Annotated in this window: 18 protein-coding genes; all 18 read left to right on the top strand. The window is 45.0% G+C overall.

Translation table 11 applies throughout. From position 1 onward, the window contains the following. Positions 1-7: 7 nt before the first annotated feature. Positions 8-1147: a toxic anion resistance protein gene (locus OCV99_RS14230; protein WP_158371423.1), complete on the top strand. Its 1140-nt coding sequence runs from the start codon at positions 8-10 to the stop codon at positions 1145-1147. 12 nt (positions 1148-1159) lie between these two features. After that, positions 1160-1576, top strand: a complete 417-nt coding sequence (locus OCV99_RS14225) for a ribonuclease Z (protein ID WP_158371421.1) — start codon at positions 1160-1162, stop codon at positions 1574-1576. Further along, positions 1533-2486: a DNA/RNA non-specific endonuclease gene (locus tag OCV99_RS14220; protein WP_331490747.1), complete on the top strand. Its 954-nt coding sequence runs from the start codon at positions 1533-1535 to the stop codon at positions 2484-2486. Before OCV99_RS14225 ends, OCV99_RS14220 begins: the two co-directional genes overlap by 44 nt. A 41-nt stretch (positions 2487-2527) precedes the next feature. Next, complete coding sequence (locus OCV99_RS14215; protein WP_262575772.1) at positions 2528-4228, top strand: O-antigen ligase family protein; 1701 nt, start codon at positions 2528-2530, stop codon at positions 4226-4228. A 108-nt stretch (positions 4229-4336) separates the two neighbouring features. Further along, positions 4337-5515: an S-layer homology domain-containing protein gene (locus OCV99_RS14210; protein ID WP_262575770.1), complete on the top strand. Its 1179-nt coding sequence runs from the start codon at positions 4337-4339 to the stop codon at positions 5513-5515. A gap of 31 nt (positions 5516-5546) precedes the next feature. Continuing rightward, the gene (locus OCV99_RS14205; RefSeq protein WP_317248551.1) at positions 5547-6164 is read left to right on the top strand and encodes a DUF305 domain-containing protein; all 618 of its coding nucleotides are present in this window, start codon (positions 5547-5549) and stop codon (positions 6162-6164) included. Between the two features lie 212 nt (positions 6165-6376). Continuing rightward, the gene (gene rimP, locus OCV99_RS14200) at positions 6377-6844 is read left to right on the top strand and encodes a ribosome maturation factor RimP (protein ID WP_158371414.1); all 468 of its coding nucleotides are present in this window, start codon (positions 6377-6379) and stop codon (positions 6842-6844) included. 20 nt (positions 6845-6864) lie between these two features. Next, positions 6865-8022 (top strand): transcription termination factor NusA, encoded by a 1158-nt coding sequence (gene nusA / locus OCV99_RS14195; RefSeq protein ID WP_158371413.1) that lies wholly within the window; start codon positions 6865-6867, stop codon positions 8020-8022. 60 nt (positions 8023-8082) lie between these two features. Next, a complete protein-coding gene (gene rnpM / locus OCV99_RS14190) occupies positions 8083-8310 on the top strand; it encodes an RNase P modulator RnpM (RefSeq protein ID WP_317248550.1) in 228 nt (75 codons plus the stop codon). Then, the gene (locus tag OCV99_RS14185; RefSeq protein ID WP_158371411.1) at positions 8297-8602 is read left to right on the top strand and encodes a L7Ae/L30e/S12e/Gadd45 family ribosomal protein; all 306 of its coding nucleotides are present in this window, start codon (positions 8297-8299) and stop codon (positions 8600-8602) included. Before rnpM ends, OCV99_RS14185 begins: the two co-directional genes overlap by 14 nt. 32 nt (positions 8603-8634) lie before the next feature. Continuing rightward, positions 8635-11391, top strand: a complete 2757-nt coding sequence (gene infB / locus OCV99_RS14180) for a translation initiation factor IF-2 (protein WP_158371409.1) — start codon at positions 8635-8637, stop codon at positions 11389-11391. A 28-nt stretch (positions 11392-11419) separates the two neighbouring features. Then, positions 11420-11791 carry a 30S ribosome-binding factor RbfA gene (gene rbfA / locus OCV99_RS14175; RefSeq protein WP_158371408.1) on the top strand — a complete coding sequence of 124 codons (372 nt, stop codon included), beginning with the start codon at positions 11420-11422 and terminating at the stop codon, positions 11789-11791. Between the two features lie 2 nt (positions 11792-11793). Further along, positions 11794-12753 (top strand): DHH family phosphoesterase, encoded by a 960-nt coding sequence (locus OCV99_RS14170; RefSeq protein WP_158371406.1) that lies wholly within the window; start codon positions 11794-11796, stop codon positions 12751-12753. A gap of 3 nt (positions 12754-12756) precedes the next feature. After that, positions 12757-13671, top strand: coding sequence for a tRNA pseudouridine(55) synthase TruB (gene truB / locus OCV99_RS14165; protein ID WP_158371404.1), 915 nt, complete (start codon positions 12757-12759; stop codon positions 13669-13671). Positions 13672-13673: 2 nt separating this feature from the next. Next, positions 13674-14600, top strand: coding sequence for a bifunctional riboflavin kinase/FAD synthetase (locus OCV99_RS14160; RefSeq protein WP_158371403.1), 927 nt, complete (start codon positions 13674-13676; stop codon positions 14598-14600). A 12-nt stretch (positions 14601-14612) separates the two neighbouring features. After that, positions 14613-16262: a Na/Pi cotransporter family protein gene (locus OCV99_RS14155; RefSeq protein ID WP_158371401.1), complete on the top strand. Its 1650-nt coding sequence runs from the start codon at positions 14613-14615 to the stop codon at positions 16260-16262. 131 nt (positions 16263-16393) lie between these two features. Beyond that, positions 16394-16660, top strand: coding sequence for a 30S ribosomal protein S15 (gene rpsO, locus OCV99_RS14150; protein ID WP_158371399.1), 267 nt, complete (start codon positions 16394-16396; stop codon positions 16658-16660). 249 nt (positions 16661-16909) lie between these two features. Further along, positions 16910-18292: hypothetical protein (locus OCV99_RS14145; protein WP_262575763.1), on the top strand; the 1383-nt coding region annotated here is incomplete at its 3' end.

The raw sequence follows: 18292 nt of genomic DNA, 5'->3' as shown, positions 1-18292 counted from the left end.
GAAGAGGATGAATAACGAGTTTGAAACAATGGGAGCAGTGCCGGAGCTTACATTAGAACCTTTTAAAGAGAAACCACAGCCGCCGTTGGAGGCAGAGAAAAAGGCAGAGACACTGGATGACAGTATTTTGTCGGAAGAAGAAAAGCGGACGGTAGAGGCATTTGCAGAGAAGATTGACATTACGGATTCTACGGCTATCTTACAGTATGGAGCAGGTACGCAGAAGAAGATGGCAGACTTTTCCGAGAGTGCGCTGGATAATGTAAAGACCAAGGATTTGGGAGAAGTTGGAGAACTGCTTTCCGGTGTGGTAAAGGAATTGAAGAGCTTTGATGAGGAAGAAGAAAAGGGATTTTTTGGAATTTTCAAGAAAGGTTCGAATAAAATCCAGTCAATGGAGGCTAAATATGCGAAGGCGGAGACAAATGTCAATCAGATTTGTAAGGTACTGGAATCTCATCAGATACAGCTTTTGAAAGATATTGCAATATTGGATAAAATGTATGATCTGAACCTGACTTATTTTAAAGAACTGACGATGTATATTATGGCGGGAAAGAAGAAGCTTGAGGAAGTACGGAGGACGCAGATTCCGGCGCTTCTCGAAAAAGCGGAAAAGACCGGACTGCCGGAGGATGCACAGGCAGCGAAGGATCTGGATGCCATGTGCGGCCGTTTTGAGAAGAAAATTCACGATCTGGAGCTGACGAGGACGATTGCGATCCAGACTGCTCCGCAGATACGTCTGGTTCAGAGCAGTAATACCTTAATGGTGGAGAAAATTCAGTCTACCATTGTTAATACGATTCCTCTCTGGAAGAGCCAGATGGTACTGGCGCTGGGAGTAGAACACTCTGCACAGGCGGCTGCCGCCCAGAGAGAAGTAACAGACATGACGAATGAGCTTCTAAGGAAGAATGCCGATAAGTTAAAGATGGCGACGGTGCATACGGCGAAGGAGTCCGAGCGGGGAATTGTCGAGATAGAAACATTAAAACATACCAATGAGACTTTAATCGCAACGCTGGATGAGGTGATGCAGATTCAGCAGGAAGGACGGCAGAAACGTGCCGAAGCGGAGCAGGAGATGCTTCGCATGGAACAGGAACTGAAGAATAAACTTTTACAGATTCAGAGGGGAAATTAAGGAGAGATTTTATTGAAAGTAATTCTTTGTCTGGATGAAAATTGCGGTATGATGTTTAACCAAAGGCGTCAGAGCCGGGACAGGAGGCTGACAGAAAGGATTCTGCAGATTTGTGCAGGCAGGAAACTGTGGATGAACAGCTATTCCCGAAAGCTGTTTACAGATGTAAAAGCAGAAAACATCTTCACGGATGAAAAGTTTCTTCAAAAAGCGTCGGATGGCGAGTATTGTTTTGTTGAGTCGGAACGGCTGCAGGCATATGAGGATAAGATAGAACGATTGATTGTTTTTTGGTGGAATAAGCGATATCCGGCGGATTTTCATTTAGATCTTTCACTTCACGATTGGGAAAAGATAAGTTCAGAGGATTTAAAAGGATTTTCCCATGATAAGATTACAGAGGAGATATATCGAAAAAGACATGATTAAGAAATTATGGAAAAAACGGCTGCCTGTTTTACTGGCTGTGTTGAGTATTTTTCTGACAGCCTGCGGCAGTATAGAAGCTTCGGAGAATGTAAAGAACGCTGCGGCGGATGTAACCGTACTGCCTGAAGAGACAGAAACCGTCGAGCTGTCCGAAGTGCCGGAATACAGTGGGGAACCTTATGCGGTAATTAATGGAAATGAACCGGATTTCACGGAGGAGGAAATCTCTGAAGAATCCTATGAGGAATATGGGGAGATGGACGAGCTGGGAAGATGTACAGGGGCAATTGCCAATATCGGGCAGGATTTGATGCCGACAGAAGAAAGAGGCAGTATCGGTCAGGTGAAGCCCAGCGGATGGCATACGGTCAAATACGATGTTGTGGATGGAAAGTATCTGTATAACCGCTGTCATTTGATTGGCTATCAGCTTACGGCAGAGAATGCTAATGAAAAGAACCTCATTACCGGGACCCGTTACATGAATGTAGAAGGGATGCTGCCTTTTGAGGAAATGGTGGCGGATTATATTAAGGAAACGGCTAACCATGTGCTTTATCTGGTGAAGCCTGTCTATGATGGCGATAATCTGGTGGCGAGCGGCGTGCAGATGGAAGCACAGTCGGTGGAAGATCAGGGGGAAGCGATCAGTTTTAATGTGTTTGTATATAATGTACAGCCGGGAATTGTAATTGATTATGAGACCGGAGAAAGTAGTCTGGCAGGAGATGTGTCGGCTTCGGAAGCCCAGGCAGTTTCGGATGGAGAGATACGTGGAAATAAGGAATCAAAGATTTATCACTGTCCGGGACAGGCTTTTTATGAGAAGATGGAAGATTCTGAAAATCTGGTTATTTTCCAGACGGAACAGGAGGCAATCGATGCCGGATACCGGAAGGCAAAGAAATAGAAAATGAGATGTTAAAATGCTCAGAGATGCAGGAGGACAGCGTGCGAACGAAAAAAATACCGGATTTCAAATATTTTTTATTAATTGTTATGATAGGGTGCGGATGCATTGGAGGCGGATATTTTTGTTATGTATCTGCTGTGTTGTCAGTTCTTCTGCTGGGAGCTTTGGTGTATCAGCTTTGGTGTGCAAAGAGACTTCTCATTTCCTGCGATATCAATTTGCTTGCATTTTCGCTTATATCTGTGTCCTATTTTCTGGTAAGCCTGTGGGCGGTGGATTCCGGGATGTCTCTGATGGGCGGCATGAAATTTTTGCCGGTTATCCTGCTTTTTTTACTGATGTGTCAGATTACGGAGGCAGAACGGCAGGAATTGATCGGATGGCTTCCTCTGGCGGGCAGTGTTATGACGGTTCTATCCTTTCTTATGATGCAGATTCCGGCGTGTAAGACACTGGTATCTACGGCGGGAAGGCTCGGAGGTTTTTTTCAGTATCCCAATACCTATGCGCTGTTTATGCTGATTTGTTTTATTGTTGCGGTCCTTCGCCTGGAGAATCTTAAGAAAGACTGGCGGCAGGCGGTACATTGCCTGATTGCCTTGTTTGGAATCTACCTGAGCGGGAGCCGTACCGTGTTTGCACTGATGCTTCTTTGTATTTTGTTATTACTGGCGTGGAAGAAAGAAAACAGAAAATATCTCTTTCTGTGTGTAGGTATATTTACGGCAGTTCTGGCTGTGATTTTTGCCGTCGGCGGATCTGGTCTGATGGAGCGTCTGACAACCCTTTCCGATCAGGCAAGTACCTTCTGGGGCAGGCTTTTGTATGCCAGGGATGCTGTGGTGATGATTGCAAAGTATCCTTTTGGCATGGGATATTACGGGTATTATTTTGTTCAGCAGGAAATGCAGACGGGTGTTTATTCTGTTGTAAGCGTTCATAATGAATTTCTGCAGTTGATTCTGGATGTGGGAATTTTCCCGGCAATCTGCTTTTATGGCGCCATTCTGAAATCTTTGTTTGACAGAAGAAAGCAGGGAACAGAAAAACTTCGTGATAAATTGGTTTTACTGGTGGTTTTACTGCACAGCTTGTTTGACTATGATTTTCAGTTTCTTGTCATGTACGGTGTTTTGATGTTATTCTTATCCTTGAAGGATAAGAAAGAAATAAAATTATCTATGGCGTCAACCGTGGCGGTGGGAATTGGGCTGCTGGCAGTTTCGGCAGGAGCAATTGCCGTGGGAGGATCAGATTATCTATATATGCAGAATCGGTTGGAAAGTTCCATTCAGTTTTATGAGGGAAATACCATGGCGAAAATCGGGCTCCTTCTGCAGGCTGAAGATTCAGAAAATATGGGAAAAACAGCAGATTCTATTCTGGAAGCGAATGAACATGTTCCGGTTGCCTATTCAGCAAAGGCAAGGGCTGCATTTGCCGACGGAGATGTGGACGCTTTTATTGATAATAAGCTTACTGCCATCCGGCTTGGACCTTATCACAGGGAAGAATACACGGATTATATGGAGACGCTTGCCTGGTGTGAGCAGGAATTCCTGAAAACGGGTGATACAAAGAGCGCGGCATATTGCCTGGAACGTGCGGAAGAGATTCCGGAGATGTTAGAGGAAGTAAAAGAGCGCACAAGTACGCTTGGGTGGAAGATCAAGGATCAGCCGGAAACAGAAATCTCACAGGAGGAGCAGGAGCTGCTTGAAGAAATGCGGGCGATGTAAGTGCTCCGGAAGAATTGGGAATGTAACCGATGGTGCAAAGACAGCATGGAAATATGGAGAATGCACTGTCGGTTCATTATAAAAAAGGAAAGAAAAGGAGGAGGAAACATGTTGACAAAGTTTGAGAAGAGGGCAATGGCATACATACTTGCTCTGCTGATGTGCGCATCAATGGTTTTGGTACCGGGAACCGCTGTATTTGCGAAAGAGGAGGATTCTGTTGATGAAGTCGAGATATTAGAAAGCGCAGATGGCTACTATTATTGGGAAAGGGAAGACGGTACGATTGGAATTTCCGGTTATGAGGGAAACGAGAAAGAGTTGGTGATTCCGTCAACACTGGATGGCCATACCGTAAGCTGGATTATATGGGGCGCATTTTCTGGAAATGAGACAATTGAGAAGGTTGTGATTCCTGATACAGTTACGGCCATTTCTTATCATGCATTTTCCGGATGCGAAAATCTGAAAGAAGTGACACTTCCGTCCGGGTTGAAGGAAATTGGTTCTTCTGCATTTTTAAGATGCAGCTCCATGTCTTCCATTCTTGTTCCAAAGACTGTTGAGGAGATCGGTGCGAACGCTCTTGGTTATCTCAATATAGAAAGCATTTGGAATGAAGAGGATGATACATGGACTTACGAGGGGGAAAAGATGCCGGACTTTACCATTCTGGGTTATGAGGGAAGCGCAGCGCAGGCTTATGCGAAAGAGAATGACATTGCGTTTGCGGCGCTGGCTGAGTATAACGACGTGAATCAGGGTGACTGGTACTACCGGTATGTAAATTGGGCATATGCGAATGGACTGATGAAGGGATATGAAAATGGTGATTTCGGACCTGCTGATAATCTGACGAGAGGCCAGTTCGCAATTATCCTGCATCGCTACGAAGGTACTCCTGACGTTACGGAGAAATCCACGTTCCCGGATGTGGCGGATGGACTCTACTATTCTGACGCAATTATATGGGCAAAGGGAACAGGCGTCGTTGGCGGATATGCGAATGGCAATTTCGGACCGGACGATTATATGACACGAGAACAGCTTGCAACGATGATGTACAGATATGCGAAGTATAAAGGGTATGATACAGAAAAGGGAACGGATCTGACTGCATTCCCGGATGCCGGCAATGTTACTGAATTTGCGGAAACGGCGATGAGCTGGGCAGTTGCGAAGGGGCTGATTACAGGTGACAATGGAAATCTGAATCCACAGGGTACAGCAAACAGAGCAGTGACTGCAACGATTATGAACCGTTTTGTAGAAGCTTTCGGAGAATAAGATAAAGAGAGAAAAACCACCGGAGTCCTGTTTGGGTGTTCGTGCATATAATGTAGAAAATCCATTTGGAGTTTTTAGAATGAACAACTGCTGCAGGCTAAGTAATGTTACAAAAGAGTATTTATATGCTTTTCAGGAGATTCTGGATCTTATGATTCAGGGGATGACGGAGGCGGAGCTTATGGACAGTATTTCCCACAATTTTATTGTGCAGATGATTCCGCATCACCGGGCAGCGATTGAGATGTCGCACAATATATTAAACTATACGACGAATATACCGCTGCAGGATATTGCTTTACAGATTATTTCTGAGCAGACGAAGAGTATAGAAGATATGGAGAGGATTGTATGCGGCTGCAGTGCTCTGCAGAACACAGGAAAAGAGTTGTCCGGGTATCAGTGCAGGATGGAAGAGATTATGAGAACCATGTTTGATGCAATGGGAAGCGCATGTGTGGTAAATGACGTCAATGTGGATTTTATGAGACAGATGATCCCGCATCACTTAGGAGCGGTACGGATGTCAGAACTGACGCTTAAGTACTGCATCTGTCGGGAGCTTGTTCCGATACTGACGGCGATTATTACTTCGCAGAAACGGGGAATCATGCAGATGCAGAGGTTATTGCGGTGTATGGGATGTTAAAGATAAAAGTAATTTAGGTAAATTTAAGTAATTTGCTTGCATTTTACAGAAACTGGTGGTATACTACGTAATAGTTGCATAAGGAAATCGGCAGAAGAGTGGACGAAAGTTCACTCTTCTTTGTTGCCAAGCATGCGTGAAAAGGTCCGGTGGACCTTTTCTAAGTTGGTGTGGATAGAAGAACTGCATTTTGATAAGGAGGTATTTACGCATTGTCAAAGAAAGAAATCTATGAACAGAAGACAGAAGAAATCCTGCTTCCCATTGTTGAAAAAAATGGTTTTGAACTGTGGGATGTGGAATACGTAAAGGAAGGCGGCAACTGGTATCTGCGCGCTTATATTGATAAGCCGGGAGGGATTAATGTAGATGATTGCGAGGTTGTCAGCCGGGAACTCTCCGATATTCTGGATGAGAAGGATTATATTGATGAAGCCTATATTCTGGAAGTCAGTTCACCAGGACTTGGGCGGCCGCTGAAAAAGGAAAAAGATTTTGAAAGAAGCCTTGGCGAAGAGGTAGAGATACGAACCTATCGGATGATTGACAGGCAGAAAGAATTTACCGGAATCCTTAAAAGCTATGATAAGGAAACCGTGACTATTGAAATGGAAGATACGCAAGAAAGGACATTTGAAAAAAGCGAGATTGCGCTGATACGCTTGGCGTTCGATTTTTAAAATAACAGGAGGAAGGACAAATGAACACAGAGTTATTAGAAGCCTTGAATATTTTGGAGAAGGAGAAGGACATCAGTAAAGAGACTCTTCTTGATGCAATTGAAAATTCGTTGATTAACGCATGTAAGAATCATTTTGGAAAAGCAGATAATATTAGAGTCATTATGAACCGTGAGACCTGTGATTATCAGTTGATTCAGGAAAAAACGGTAGTTGAAGAAGTAGAAGATAAAGTAGAAGAAATTAGTCTTGAAGATGCGCATAAGATTGACAGTAAATTTGAAATCGGCGATATTGTCCAGATACCGGTAGAATCCAAATCCTTTGGACGTATTGCAACACAGAATGCGAAGAACCTGATCCTGCAGAAGATTCGTGAGGAAGAGCGCAAAGTAGTATTCGATCAGTATTTTGAAAAAGAGAAAGATATTGTTACAGGTGTTGTACAGCGTTATCTGGGGAAAAATATCAGCATTAATCTTGGAAAGGCAGATGCTATCCTGACAGAAAATGAGCAGGTGAAGGGTGAGGTATTTAAGCCGACGGAGCGTATTAAGCTGTACGTGGTAGAGGTAAAGAACACAACTAAGGGGCCAAAGATTCTGGTATCCCGTACCCATCCGGAACTGGTAAAACGTCTCTTTGAGGCAGAAGTAACAGAGGTGAAGGATGGAATCGTTGAAATTAAGAGCATTGCAAGGGAAGCGGGAAGCAGAACGAAGATTGCAGTATGGTCCAATGACCCGGATGTGGATCCGGTTGGGGCATGTGTCGGCATGAATGGTGCAAGAGTCAATGCTATTGTAAGTGAGCTTCGCGGAGAGAAGATTGATATTATTAACTGGAGTGATAATCCGGCTCTTTTGATTGAAAATGCGCTGAGTCCTGCGAAGGTTATTTCTGTAATGGCTGATCCGGATGAAAAAACGGCGAGTGTCATTGTCCCGGATTATCAACTGTCACTTGCGATTGGCAAGGAAGGACAGAACGCAAGGCTGGCGGCAAGGCTGACAGGATATAAGATTGATATTAAGAGTGAGACACAGGCCATTGAATCAGGAGAACTGCCGGAGAACTATATGGAACTTGGCGAGGGCATTTATGAGGAGGAAGTATACGAAGAAGGCTACGGCGACGAATTTGACGAAACGTACGAAGAGGAAGAGTTTGAAAAGTAGGGTGATTATTTGAGCGGAAATAAAAAAATCCCCATGCGCAAATGTGTGGGATGTCAGGAAATGAAGAGTAAAAAGGAAATGATTCGTATTATCAAAACGGCAGAAGATGCGTTTTTACTGGATGCAACCGGTAAGAAGAATGGAAGAGGCGCATATATTTGCCCTTCCAGAACCTGTTTGGAACAGGCGGTTAAAAGCAAAGGACTGGAGCGTTCCTTTAAACAGCCGATTCCGAAGGAAGTATATGAAGCATTGGAAAAGGAGATGGAAGCACTTGAAGCCAGATAAGGTGTTGTCTATGATTGGGCTTGCAACAAAGGCAGGTAAGACGGCAAGCGGAGAGTTCTGTACGGAGCGGGAAGTGAAGACAGGGAGAGCGGCGCTGGTGATTGTTGCAGGCGATGCATCCGATAATACGAAAAAGAAGTTTCAGAACATGTGTGATTTTTATGAAGTACCGATCTGTTTTTATAAGGATAAAGATACCCTGGGTCATGCAATGGGAAAGGAGTTCCGGGCGGCTCTTGCCATTCTGGATGAGGGGTTTGCCAAAGGGATTCTGAAACAGCTGAACATGTAGAGAAGAACAATTGCATAGTGGAGGTAGTAAATATGTCAAAAATGAAAATATATGAGCTGGCGAAGGAACTGAATAAAAGCAGCAAAGAGCTGATGGAGTTTCTCGCAGAGAAGAATATTGAAGCAAAAAGCCATATGAGTTCACTGGAAGATGAGACAGTGGATATGGTGAAGAATGCTTTAAAAAAGCCGGAAAAAGAAGAAACTCCTAAGAAAAAAAATATTGTGCATGTATTCCGTCCGCAGAATTCAAGAGATGGCGGAAAAGTGGGAAGCCGTCCTGGCAGCAGAGTTCAGGGACAGCGTCCCGGACAGCAGGGGGCGAGGCCACAGGGAAGCCGCTCGGCAGCGCGGGCGGGAGAACGTCCGCAGGGAAGCCGCCCGGCAGCGCAGGCAAGTGAGCGTCCGCAGGGAAGCCGTCCGGCAGCACAGGCAGAAGAACGTCCGCAGGGGAACCGCCCGGCAGCGCAGGCAAGTGAGCGTCCGCAGGGAAGCCGCCCGGCAGCACAGGCAGGAGAACGTCCGCAGGGGAACCGCCCGGCAGCGCAGGCAAGTGAGCGTCCGCAGGGGAACCGCCCGGCAGCGCAGACAGGAGAGCGCCCGCAGGGGAACCGCCCGAGAGGAACACAGGGTGACCGTTCACAAGGAGACAGACCGCAGGGAAATCGTTCCAGAGGTCCGCAGGGTGACAGATTCCAGGGGAGCCGTTCCAGAGGCTCACAGGGAGACCGCACACAGGGCGACAGATTCCAGGGGAATCGCTCACGTGGGGCACAGAATGACAGGAACCAGGACGGATACAGGAATGATAGAAATGAGCACAAAGACCGCCAGGGGAAGAAAAACCAGAGTATTCCGTCACCAGTGCTCGAAGGACAGAAGCCGCAGAGAAATAAAGGAAAAGGCAAAGACGATTATAAGAAGAAGGATTACAGAAACGAAGAAGAAGAGAGAATGCCAAAGGGCAAGAAGCAGAAGGCAGAGCCAAAGCAGCAGCTCCAGAAGCCCCAGCCGAAGCAGCAGAAGGTAGAGGAAGAAATCAAATCCATTGTGATTCCTGAAGTGCTTACGATTAAAGATTTGGCAGACAAGATGAAGATTGTTCCTTCTGTTATTGTAAAGAAATTGTTTATGCAAGGTAAGATCGTAACGGTAAATCAGGAAATTGATTACGAGACGGCGGAAGAAATTGCATTAGAGTACGATGTGCTCTGTGAAAAAGAAGAAGTAGTAGATGTAATCGAAGAATTATTGAAAGAAGAAGAAGAGGACGAAAAAAAGATGAAGAAGCGTCCGCCGGTAGTCTGCGTTATGGGTCATGTTGATCATGGTAAGACATCTCTTCTGGACGCAATTCGCAATACCAATGTCATTGATCGTGAGGCAGGCGGTATTACCCAGCATATCGGTGCTTCCGTAGTAGAGATTAACGGAGAGAAGATTACGTTCCTGGATACGCCGGGGCATGAAGCGTTTACGGCAATGCGTATGCGCGGCGCCAATTCTACGGATATTGCAATCCTTGTTGTTGCGGCAGATGATGGCGTGATGCCGCAGACCGTAGAGGCGATTAACCATGCGAAAGCGGCGGGAATTGAAATTGTAGTAGCGATTAATAAGATTGATAAACCAAGTGCGAATATTGAAAGAGTTAAACAGGAGCTGACAGAATATGAGTTGATTCCGGAAGACTGGGGCGGAAGTACCATATTTGTCCCGGTATCTGCAAAGACAGGCGAGGGCCTGAAAGAGTTGATGGAAATGATTCTTCTTACTGCGGAGATGGCGGAACTGAAGGCAAATCCGAACCGTCGGGCAAGAGGCCTTGTCATTGAGGCAGAGCTTGACAAAGGAAAAGGATCTGTCGCCACTGTGTTGGTTCAGAAAGGAACACTCCGCGTAGGAGATGCGATTGCAGCAGGTTCTTCCTTTGGTAAAGTAAGAGCTATGATGGATGACAAGGGCAGACGTGTAAAAGAAGCAGGTCCGTCTATGCCGGTAGAGATTCTGGGACTGAATGATGTCCCGAATGCGGGGGAAGTCTTTGTCGGGTGCAAAAATGATAAAGAGGCAAGAAGTTTTGCCGAGACATTTATCTCACAGAATAAAGCAAAACTTCTGGAAGAAACCAAATCAAAACTGTCTCTGGATGATCTCTTTAACCAGATTCAGGAAGGCAATCTGAAGGAATTGGGTATTGTTGTAAAAGCCGATGTCCAGGGTTCCGTGGAGGCAATTAAGCAGAGCCTTCTGAAGCTGTCCAATGACGAGGTGGTCGTAAAAATTATTCATGGCGGTGTTGGAGCTATCAATGAGTCTGATGTCAGTCTTGCATCTGCATCCAATGCAATTATTATCGGATTTAATGTGCGTCCGGATGCAACGGCGAAAGAGACAGCAGACCGTGAAGGTGTTGATATCCGCCTGTACAGAGTCATTTATAATGCGATTGAAGATGTAGAAGCCGCAATGAAGGGTATGCTTGATCCGGTATTTGAAGAAAAAGTACTTGGTCATGCGGAAGTGCGCCAGACGTTCAAGGCTTCCGGTGTGGGAACTATTGCCGGATCTTACGTAATGGATGGTACCTTTGAGCGAGATTGTCAGGCGCGTGTTGTACGTGACGGTGTTGTAATCTATGATGGGAAATTGGCTTCGCTGAAGCGCTTTAAGGATGATGTGAAAGAAGTACGGGCAGGCTATGAATGTGGTTTTGTATTCGAAAATTATAATGACGTCAAAGAAGGGGATCAGGTAGAAGCCTATAAGATGGTAGAGATACCCCGGTAGAGGGCGTCTGTAGAAGGGGAAATGAAAATTGAGAAAGAACAGTATAAAAAATACCAGAGTAAATACAGAGGTACAGAGAGAGCTGAGCAATATTATCAGAGCCGGTATCAAAGATCCGCGCGTGGCGGCATGGACTTCCGTGGTTGCTGTTTCTGTGGCACCGGATCTTAAGACCTGTAAGGCATATATCAGTGTGCTGGGAGATGAGAAGGCACAGGCAGATACCATTCAGGGGCTTAAGAGTGCGGAAGGCTATATCCGCCGGGAACTGGCAAGGGGCTTGAATATGCGCAATACGCCGGAAATTACCTTTGTGCTGGACCAGTCCATTGAGTACGGTGTAAATATGTCTAAAAAAATTGATGATGTAACCAGAGGTTTGAAGTCAGAAGGTGAATAATTATGCTGAAAAATTTAGTAGAGAAGGCATCCACAATTGCCATCGGAGGACATATCCGTCCCGATGGCGACTGTGTGGGTTCCTGTGTGGGGTTATACCAGTATTTAACAGATAATTATGGAGAAAAAGAAATTGATATATATCTGGAAGACATTCCGGAGGCGCTCCATCTGATTCCCGGCACGGAAAAGATAAAACATGAGATTCCAGAGGGGAAGGTTTATGATCTGTTCCTTGCTCTTGACTGCGGCGATATAAAGCGGCTGGGATTTTCACAGCCTTTATTTGAAAATGCGAAAGATACTGTTTGTATTGATCATCATATCAGCAACGAGGCATTTGCAGAGCATAATTATATTGTGGCAGATGCAAGTTCTACCTCAGAATTGGTGTATAATCTGTTGGATAAAGAGAAAATTACCAGAGAGATTGCGGAAGCTTTGTATGTGGGAATTGTCCATGATACCGGAGTGTTCCAATATTCTTGTACGGCGCCGTCTACTTTTCGTATGGCGGCAGAACTTCTGGAAAAAGGCGTGGATGCTCCGGCGCTTATTGAAGCGACCTATTATGAGAAATCCTATGCCCAGAACCAGGTACTTGGCAGAGCGCTTCTGGAGAGCATGCTGCTTCTGGATGGCAGATGTATTGTATCCTACATTAGCAAATCTGTGATGGATTTCTATGGTGTGGAACCCAAAGAATTGGACGGAATTGTCAGCCAGCTCCGTGTGACAAAAGGAACGGAAGTGGCCGTGTTTATGTATGAAACTGCTGTAAATCAATGGAAAGTGAGCCTTCGCTCTAAAAAGAGCATTGATGTAAGCAGAACCGCCCGGTATTTTGGAGGAGGGGGCCATGTACGTGCTGCAGGCTTCAGTATGCCGGGGACTTTCCATGACGTAGTGGGAAATGTTGCCAGGCAGCTGGAGTTACAATTTGATGAGACAGAAGAGGCATAACATATGTTGCATGGAATTTTGAACATATATAAAGAGAAGGAATATACTTCCCATGATGTAGTTGCGAAGCTGCGGGGAATCGTAGGTCAGAAAAAGATCGGACATACGGGGACGTTGGATTCGGATGCAGAAGGAGTGCTTCCGGTCTGCCTTGGCAGGGCAACCAAAGTATGCGATCTTTTGACAGAGAAGGATAAAACCTACCGGGCAGTTTTACTGTTGGGAAGAACGACGGATACCCAGGATATTACGGGAGAAATTCTTGGCGAAACAGATACCGATTTTCTGAAAGCAGAAGAGGTAGAGAAGGCTGTTCTTGGCTTTGTGGGAGAGTATAGTCAGATTCCGCCTATGTACTCTGCGCTTAAGGTGAACGGCAGGAAACTTTATGAGCTTGCCAGAGAGGGGAAAAATGTAGAACGGAAGGCGAGAACCGTCTGCATCCGGGAAATTCACATTCTGAAAATAGATCTCCCCCGGGTAGAGATGGAAGTAACCTGCTCGAAAGGAACCTATATCCGTACGCTGTGTCATGATATTGGGGAAAAGCTTGGGGTCGGCGGATGCATGGAATCCCTGCTTCGTACAAGGGTTGGCAGCTTTTGTCTGGAGAACAGCAGAACTCTTGGAGAAATACAGAAAGCAATGGAAGAAGGAAGCCTGCTGCAGAATCTGATTCCGGTAGATGCGGTGTTTGGACAGTACAGACGCGTGCAGATAGAAGTAAGACAAGAAAAGCTCCTGTACAATGGGAATGCACTTTGTATAAAAGATGAGAGAGACGTACCGGTGGATAAAGAGCTGGTGCGGGTATATGACAGTAGAGGAGAATTTGTTGCAATATATCAGTATCTGGCAGGTTTAAATCAATATAGAATTGTGAAAATGTTTTTTAATGGACGTAAGACAGAGGAATAGATATGCAGTATATAAGTGGATTAGAAACATATCACGACATGGGCAGAAGTGCGGTAACGCTTGGGAAATTTGACGGGCTGCACAAAGGGCATGAAAAGCTGATTAGCAGGGTGGCAGAACTGTCGGAAGAGTGTGGTATGAAAAGTGTAGTGTGCGCTTTTGATATGCTGCCCTTTTTTGAACACCTTTCTTTGAAAAAGCAAGTGCTGATGACGAAGGAAGAACGCAGATTCCGGTTAAATGGGAGAGTGGATTATCTGGTAGATTGTCCATTCACAGAAAAGTTCAGCCGGATAGAGGCGGAAAACTTTATCAGAGATATTCTTGTGGGAATCTTTCATGCAGCTTTTGTAGTAGTAGGGGCAGATTTTCGATTTGGCCATGATAAGAGAGGCGATATTCATATGCTGGCAGAATATGCGGAAAGATACGAATATCGACTGATTGTAATAGAAAAGGAACGATATGAAGGCAGGGAAATCAGCAGTACCTATGTGAAAGAAGCGCTGCGGCAGGGGGATATGAAGCTTGCGCGGGAGCTTCTGGGATATTCCTACGGGGTAACGGGAACAGTAGAGCCGGGAAAAAAACTGGGAAGGACATTGGGCTTTCCTACATTTAATGTAGCTCCGGCTCCGGAAAAGCTGCTGCCGCCTAACGGAGTGTATATTGACAGGGTGTTTGTAGATGGAAAATGGTATAATGCCATTGGAAATATTGGAGTGAAACCCACAGTTTCAGACAGTAACCGCATGTTGGTCGAAAGTTTCTTGTTTGGTTACGAAGGAAATGCATATGGGAAAAATGTAAGAGTTGAATTACAGGAATTCCGGCGGAAAGAGCAGAAGTTTTCAAGTGTTGAAGAGATGAAACGATGCATTGACCTGGATATAGAATATGGGAAGAAATACTTTCGGGATAAAAGATAAAGGAGTGTACAAATGAATTTAACGACAGTGTTCCTGCTTTTTGGTGGTTTGGGGTTATTTCTTTATGGTATGAAATTAATGAGTGAAGGGTTGGAGAAGGCTGCCGGAGCAAAGATGAGAGGCATCCTTGAGCTTTTTACAAAAAACCGGTTCATAGGAATGGTCGTAGGTATTCTATTTACGGGAATTGTCCAGTCTTCCAGCGCAACGACGGTTATGGTGGTCAGCTTTGTAAATTCAGGGCTTATGAACCTTCAGCAGGCATCTGGAGTGATTCTGGGAGCGAATATCGGAACGACGGTAACCGGACAGCTTATTGCCTTTGATCTTTCAGAGATAGCGCCTCTTTTTGTAATCACCGGAGTGGTGATGGTGATGTTCTCTAAGAGGATGAATATTAAGAAGATAGGCGAGATTGTGCTGGGATTCGGTATTTTATTCATGGGACTCAGTATTATGGGAGATTCCATGACATCCTTTAAAGATTCGCCTTATGTGATAGATTTTCTCCGGACGCTGCGTAATCCGGTGCTTGCGATTCTGGCAGGTTTTGTAATTACGGCAGTTCTTCAAAGCTCATCTGCAACGGTAGGCGTTATTATTCTGATGGCATCTCAGGGGCTTTTGGAATTTGGCATCTGTCCGTTTTTGATTTTAGGCTGTAATATGGGTTCTTGCGTATCGGCGCTTCTTGCCAGCCTTGGCGGGAAAAAGGATGCCAAACGTGCGGCACTGATACATTTCTTATTTAATGTAATTGGATCGGCTGTCATTTTCGTGATTTTGATGACGGCGCTGACGCCGCTTACCAATTTTATGCTCAGCGTGTCTGGCGGAAATGTAGCGCGTGCGGTGGCGAATACTCATACAGCAATTAAAATATGTGAAGTAATCATCCTGTTCCCGTTTATGGGATGGGTAGTGAAAGCTACCTATAAGATTGTGCCGGGAACGGATACGGAATCGGAGGGTGGCTTTGAACTTAAGTATATTGGAAAAGGCGCGCCTATGTCAGTCTCTACTGTTGTTACGGATGTTATCCACGAGATTGAGCGTATGGGACAGCTTGCAATCCAGAATCTGCAGACGGGGATGGAAGTGCTCTGCAGTCCGAACGAAGAGAAAATTGACGAAGTATATAAGGTTGAGAAATATATTGACTTTCTGAACCGGGAGATTACAGACTACCTGGTACGTGCCAATGAGCTGGAACTTCCCCTTGACGATGCCAAGCTTGTAGGCGGACTCTTTCATGTGGTGAATGATATTGAACGTATCGGTGATCATGCAGAGAACTTTGCAGAATCAGCGAAAATGTGTATTACAGATCATGTGGAATTGAGTGAAAAGGGAAAAAGCCAGTTGAAAGATATGACGGCCATGGTCGTTACCATATTAGAGTATTCCCTTGATATGTTTACAAACCGTAACCAGAAGCATATGCAGGAGATCCTGCAATTGGAAGATGAGATTGACGAGAAGGAAAAGAAACTGCAGCGTTCTCACGTAAAAAGGCTGACAAAAAATAAATGTACACCGGAAGCGGGAATGATTTTCTCCGATACTGCATCCGGGTTGGAACGTGTGGCAGATCATGCGACAAATATTGCATTCGCCATTCTGGATCCGGAAGAAAATGTAGATGAAGAGGAGGAAGAATAAGGCTTTACATTCACGAAAGTCTATGCTATACTTACTCATTGGAAAAACAACCGGTGTTCGGTAGCTGGAAGACTCCAACCATTACTTAATACCGGCAGTGTTTGAAGAATATATTTTAGGAGGAACAAGAAATGGTATCAAAAGAACAGAAAGCTCAGATCATCGCTGAATACGGAAGAGGAGAAGGAGACACAGGTTCTCCGGAAGTACAGATCGCAATCCTGACAGCAAGAATCAACGACCTGACAGATCACTTCAAGGCAAATCCGAAGGATCATCATTCCAGAAGAGGTCTTCTGAAAATGGTAGGCCAGAGACGTGGATTATTAGCATATCTGAAAGAAAAAGACATCGAAAGATATCGTACCTTAATCGAAAGACTCGGATTAAGAAAGTAAGCGCATAGCAACGAACGCAAATACGAGGAAAAGCTCCTGACTGTTTACAGTCAAGGAGCTTTTTTAGTATTTATGTGAGTGCAACGGATACCGAGGAAACTATGTTTCCGAGGTAAGCGTTCGTTGCTATGCATTTCTTGTCTTAAAAATTTCCACCTACCTTAAATTATTAGAGTGTTTTAACCTAAATAAATAACTTATAATTATAAAAAGGTTGCAATTTAAGAAAAGAAAAGAGGAGGGATATGAATGAAGAAACGAATTGCGGCATTACTTTTAAGTGTGGCGATGGTAGCGACTATGATTCCGGTAAACATGGTCAGCGCCGCGCCGGGAGAAGAAGATTTGGGGACAAATGTTGCCCCACAGGCAACTGCAAGCGCAGGCTATACGAATGTGTATGGCGTTAGCACGACAGCTATGAATGACGGGCAGCTTGCAGGCAGTAATCCAAGTACAAGCTGGAATTGTTGGGGAGCGTCAGATAACGCATATCCAATGAATGCAACGCTCACTTGGGAAGACAATGCATATCGCCTTACCGGCATGCGTGTAATGTGGTGGGCATATAGTGATGGCGGAGTCGTATTCCCAAGTGAATGTACCGTAGAATACTGGGACATGAATGAAAACCAGTATAAGACGATTGGTGCAGTCGGTGTTGAATGCGACACTTCCGTAAATAATGGAGTGGATGGCAATAACGCAGTGTGGAATTACGTGGAATTTGAGGAGCCGATTCTTACGAATTCTCTTCAGCTTAAGATTTCAAGGAATGCAGAATCTCCGAAAGGTGTCGGCATCAGTGAATGGGAAGCGTTTGGAACGCCTGTGACTGCAGAGGACAATATCCTTGTGGGAGCGGCAATAAGCGGCGAGGAGAGTCTGGCAAAGAATGTGCAGGCTACTTATACGGCGGCGACAGTTCCGGAAGGTCTTACACAGGATATTACTTACCAGTGGGAAGTGGTTTCCGGGGAAGACAAAATCGCAATTAATGGCTCCAGTACAGAGAGCACGGTGACAGTGGATGCGAAGGCCAGTGGTTCTGCAATCTTGAAAGTAACGATTTCTCATATAGAAGATGGGAATACAGTTACAAAAACTGCAGAGCAGGAAATTAAGGTGGAAGGCATTGAAGGAGTTGAAACGTATAAAACAGCAACGGCTGAAGGTGTCGCTCCGATACTTCCTAACAGAGTCGTTGTAAAAGGACTGACTTTTGACGATCCAACACCATCTTTAATGACAAGGAATAACGAAGTGGATTTAGGTGAGACCTTTGATTCTAAGCTTGTTCCGGTTACTTGGGAAGAGGTAAACCCAGAAGATTATGCAGTTGGGAAGAAAGGGACAACCTTTACTGTAAGTGGTAAAGTAGAAGTCGGCGTTACGGAATACCCTGCAACGGCAGAGATTACCGTAAATGACAAGGTCGTTACACCAGTTGCAAATACAACGGTAACCTTTGAAAATGTACAGCTCACCGACAATTTCTGGAATCCCAAACAGAAAATTAATGCAGTGACTTCTCTGAATAAAGCAATCTCTGAGATTGAGAAATCTTCCGGCGGCGAGCCGAATTTTAAGAATGCAGTGAAGAAACTGAACGGAGAAGACTACAATGCATTC

It is taken from the genome of Dorea acetigenes (genome assembly GCF_025567385.1).
GTDB classification, from domain to species: domain Bacteria; phylum Bacillota; class Clostridia; order Lachnospirales; family Lachnospiraceae; genus Claveliimonas; species Claveliimonas acetigenes.
Note: the sequence above shows the minus strand (reverse complement) of the source record. Positions and strands in the feature narration are given on the sequence as shown.

Excerpts from the sequence above, each read along its gene's own strand:
- OCV99_RS14160 (WP_158371403.1), top strand. The coding sequence starts at position 13,674 with ATGCAGTATATAAGTGGATTAGAAACATATCACGACATGGGCAGAAGT.
- OCV99_RS14220 (WP_331490747.1), top strand. The coding sequence starts at position 1,533 with ATGATAAGATTACAGAGGAGATATATCGAAAAAGACATGATTAAGAAA.
- OCV99_RS14210 (WP_262575770.1), top strand. The coding sequence starts at position 4,337 with ATGTTGACAAAGTTTGAGAAGAGGGCAATGGCATACATACTTGCTCTG.
- OCV99_RS14230 (WP_158371423.1), top strand. The coding sequence starts at position 8 with ATGAATAACGAGTTTGAAACAATGGGAGCAGTGCCGGAGCTTACATTA.
- OCV99_RS14170 (WP_158371406.1), top strand. The coding sequence starts at position 11,794 with ATGCTGAAAAATTTAGTAGAGAAGGCATCCACAATTGCCATCGGAGGA.
- infB (WP_158371409.1), top strand. The coding sequence starts at position 8,635 with ATGTCAAAAATGAAAATATATGAGCTGGCGAAGGAACTGAATAAAAGC.
- truB (WP_158371404.1), top strand. The coding sequence starts at position 12,757 with ATGTTGCATGGAATTTTGAACATATATAAAGAGAAGGAATATACTTCC.
- rpsO (WP_158371399.1), top strand. The coding sequence starts at position 16,394 with ATGGTATCAAAAGAACAGAAAGCTCAGATCATCGCTGAATACGGAAGA.
- OCV99_RS14155 (WP_158371401.1), top strand. The coding sequence starts at position 14,613 with ATGAATTTAACGACAGTGTTCCTGCTTTTTGGTGGTTTGGGGTTATTT.
- rnpM (WP_317248550.1), top strand. The coding sequence starts at position 8,083 with ATGAAGAGTAAAAAGGAAATGATTCGTATTATCAAAACGGCAGAAGAT.
- nusA (WP_158371413.1), top strand. The coding sequence starts at position 6,865 with ATGAACACAGAGTTATTAGAAGCCTTGAATATTTTGGAGAAGGAGAAG.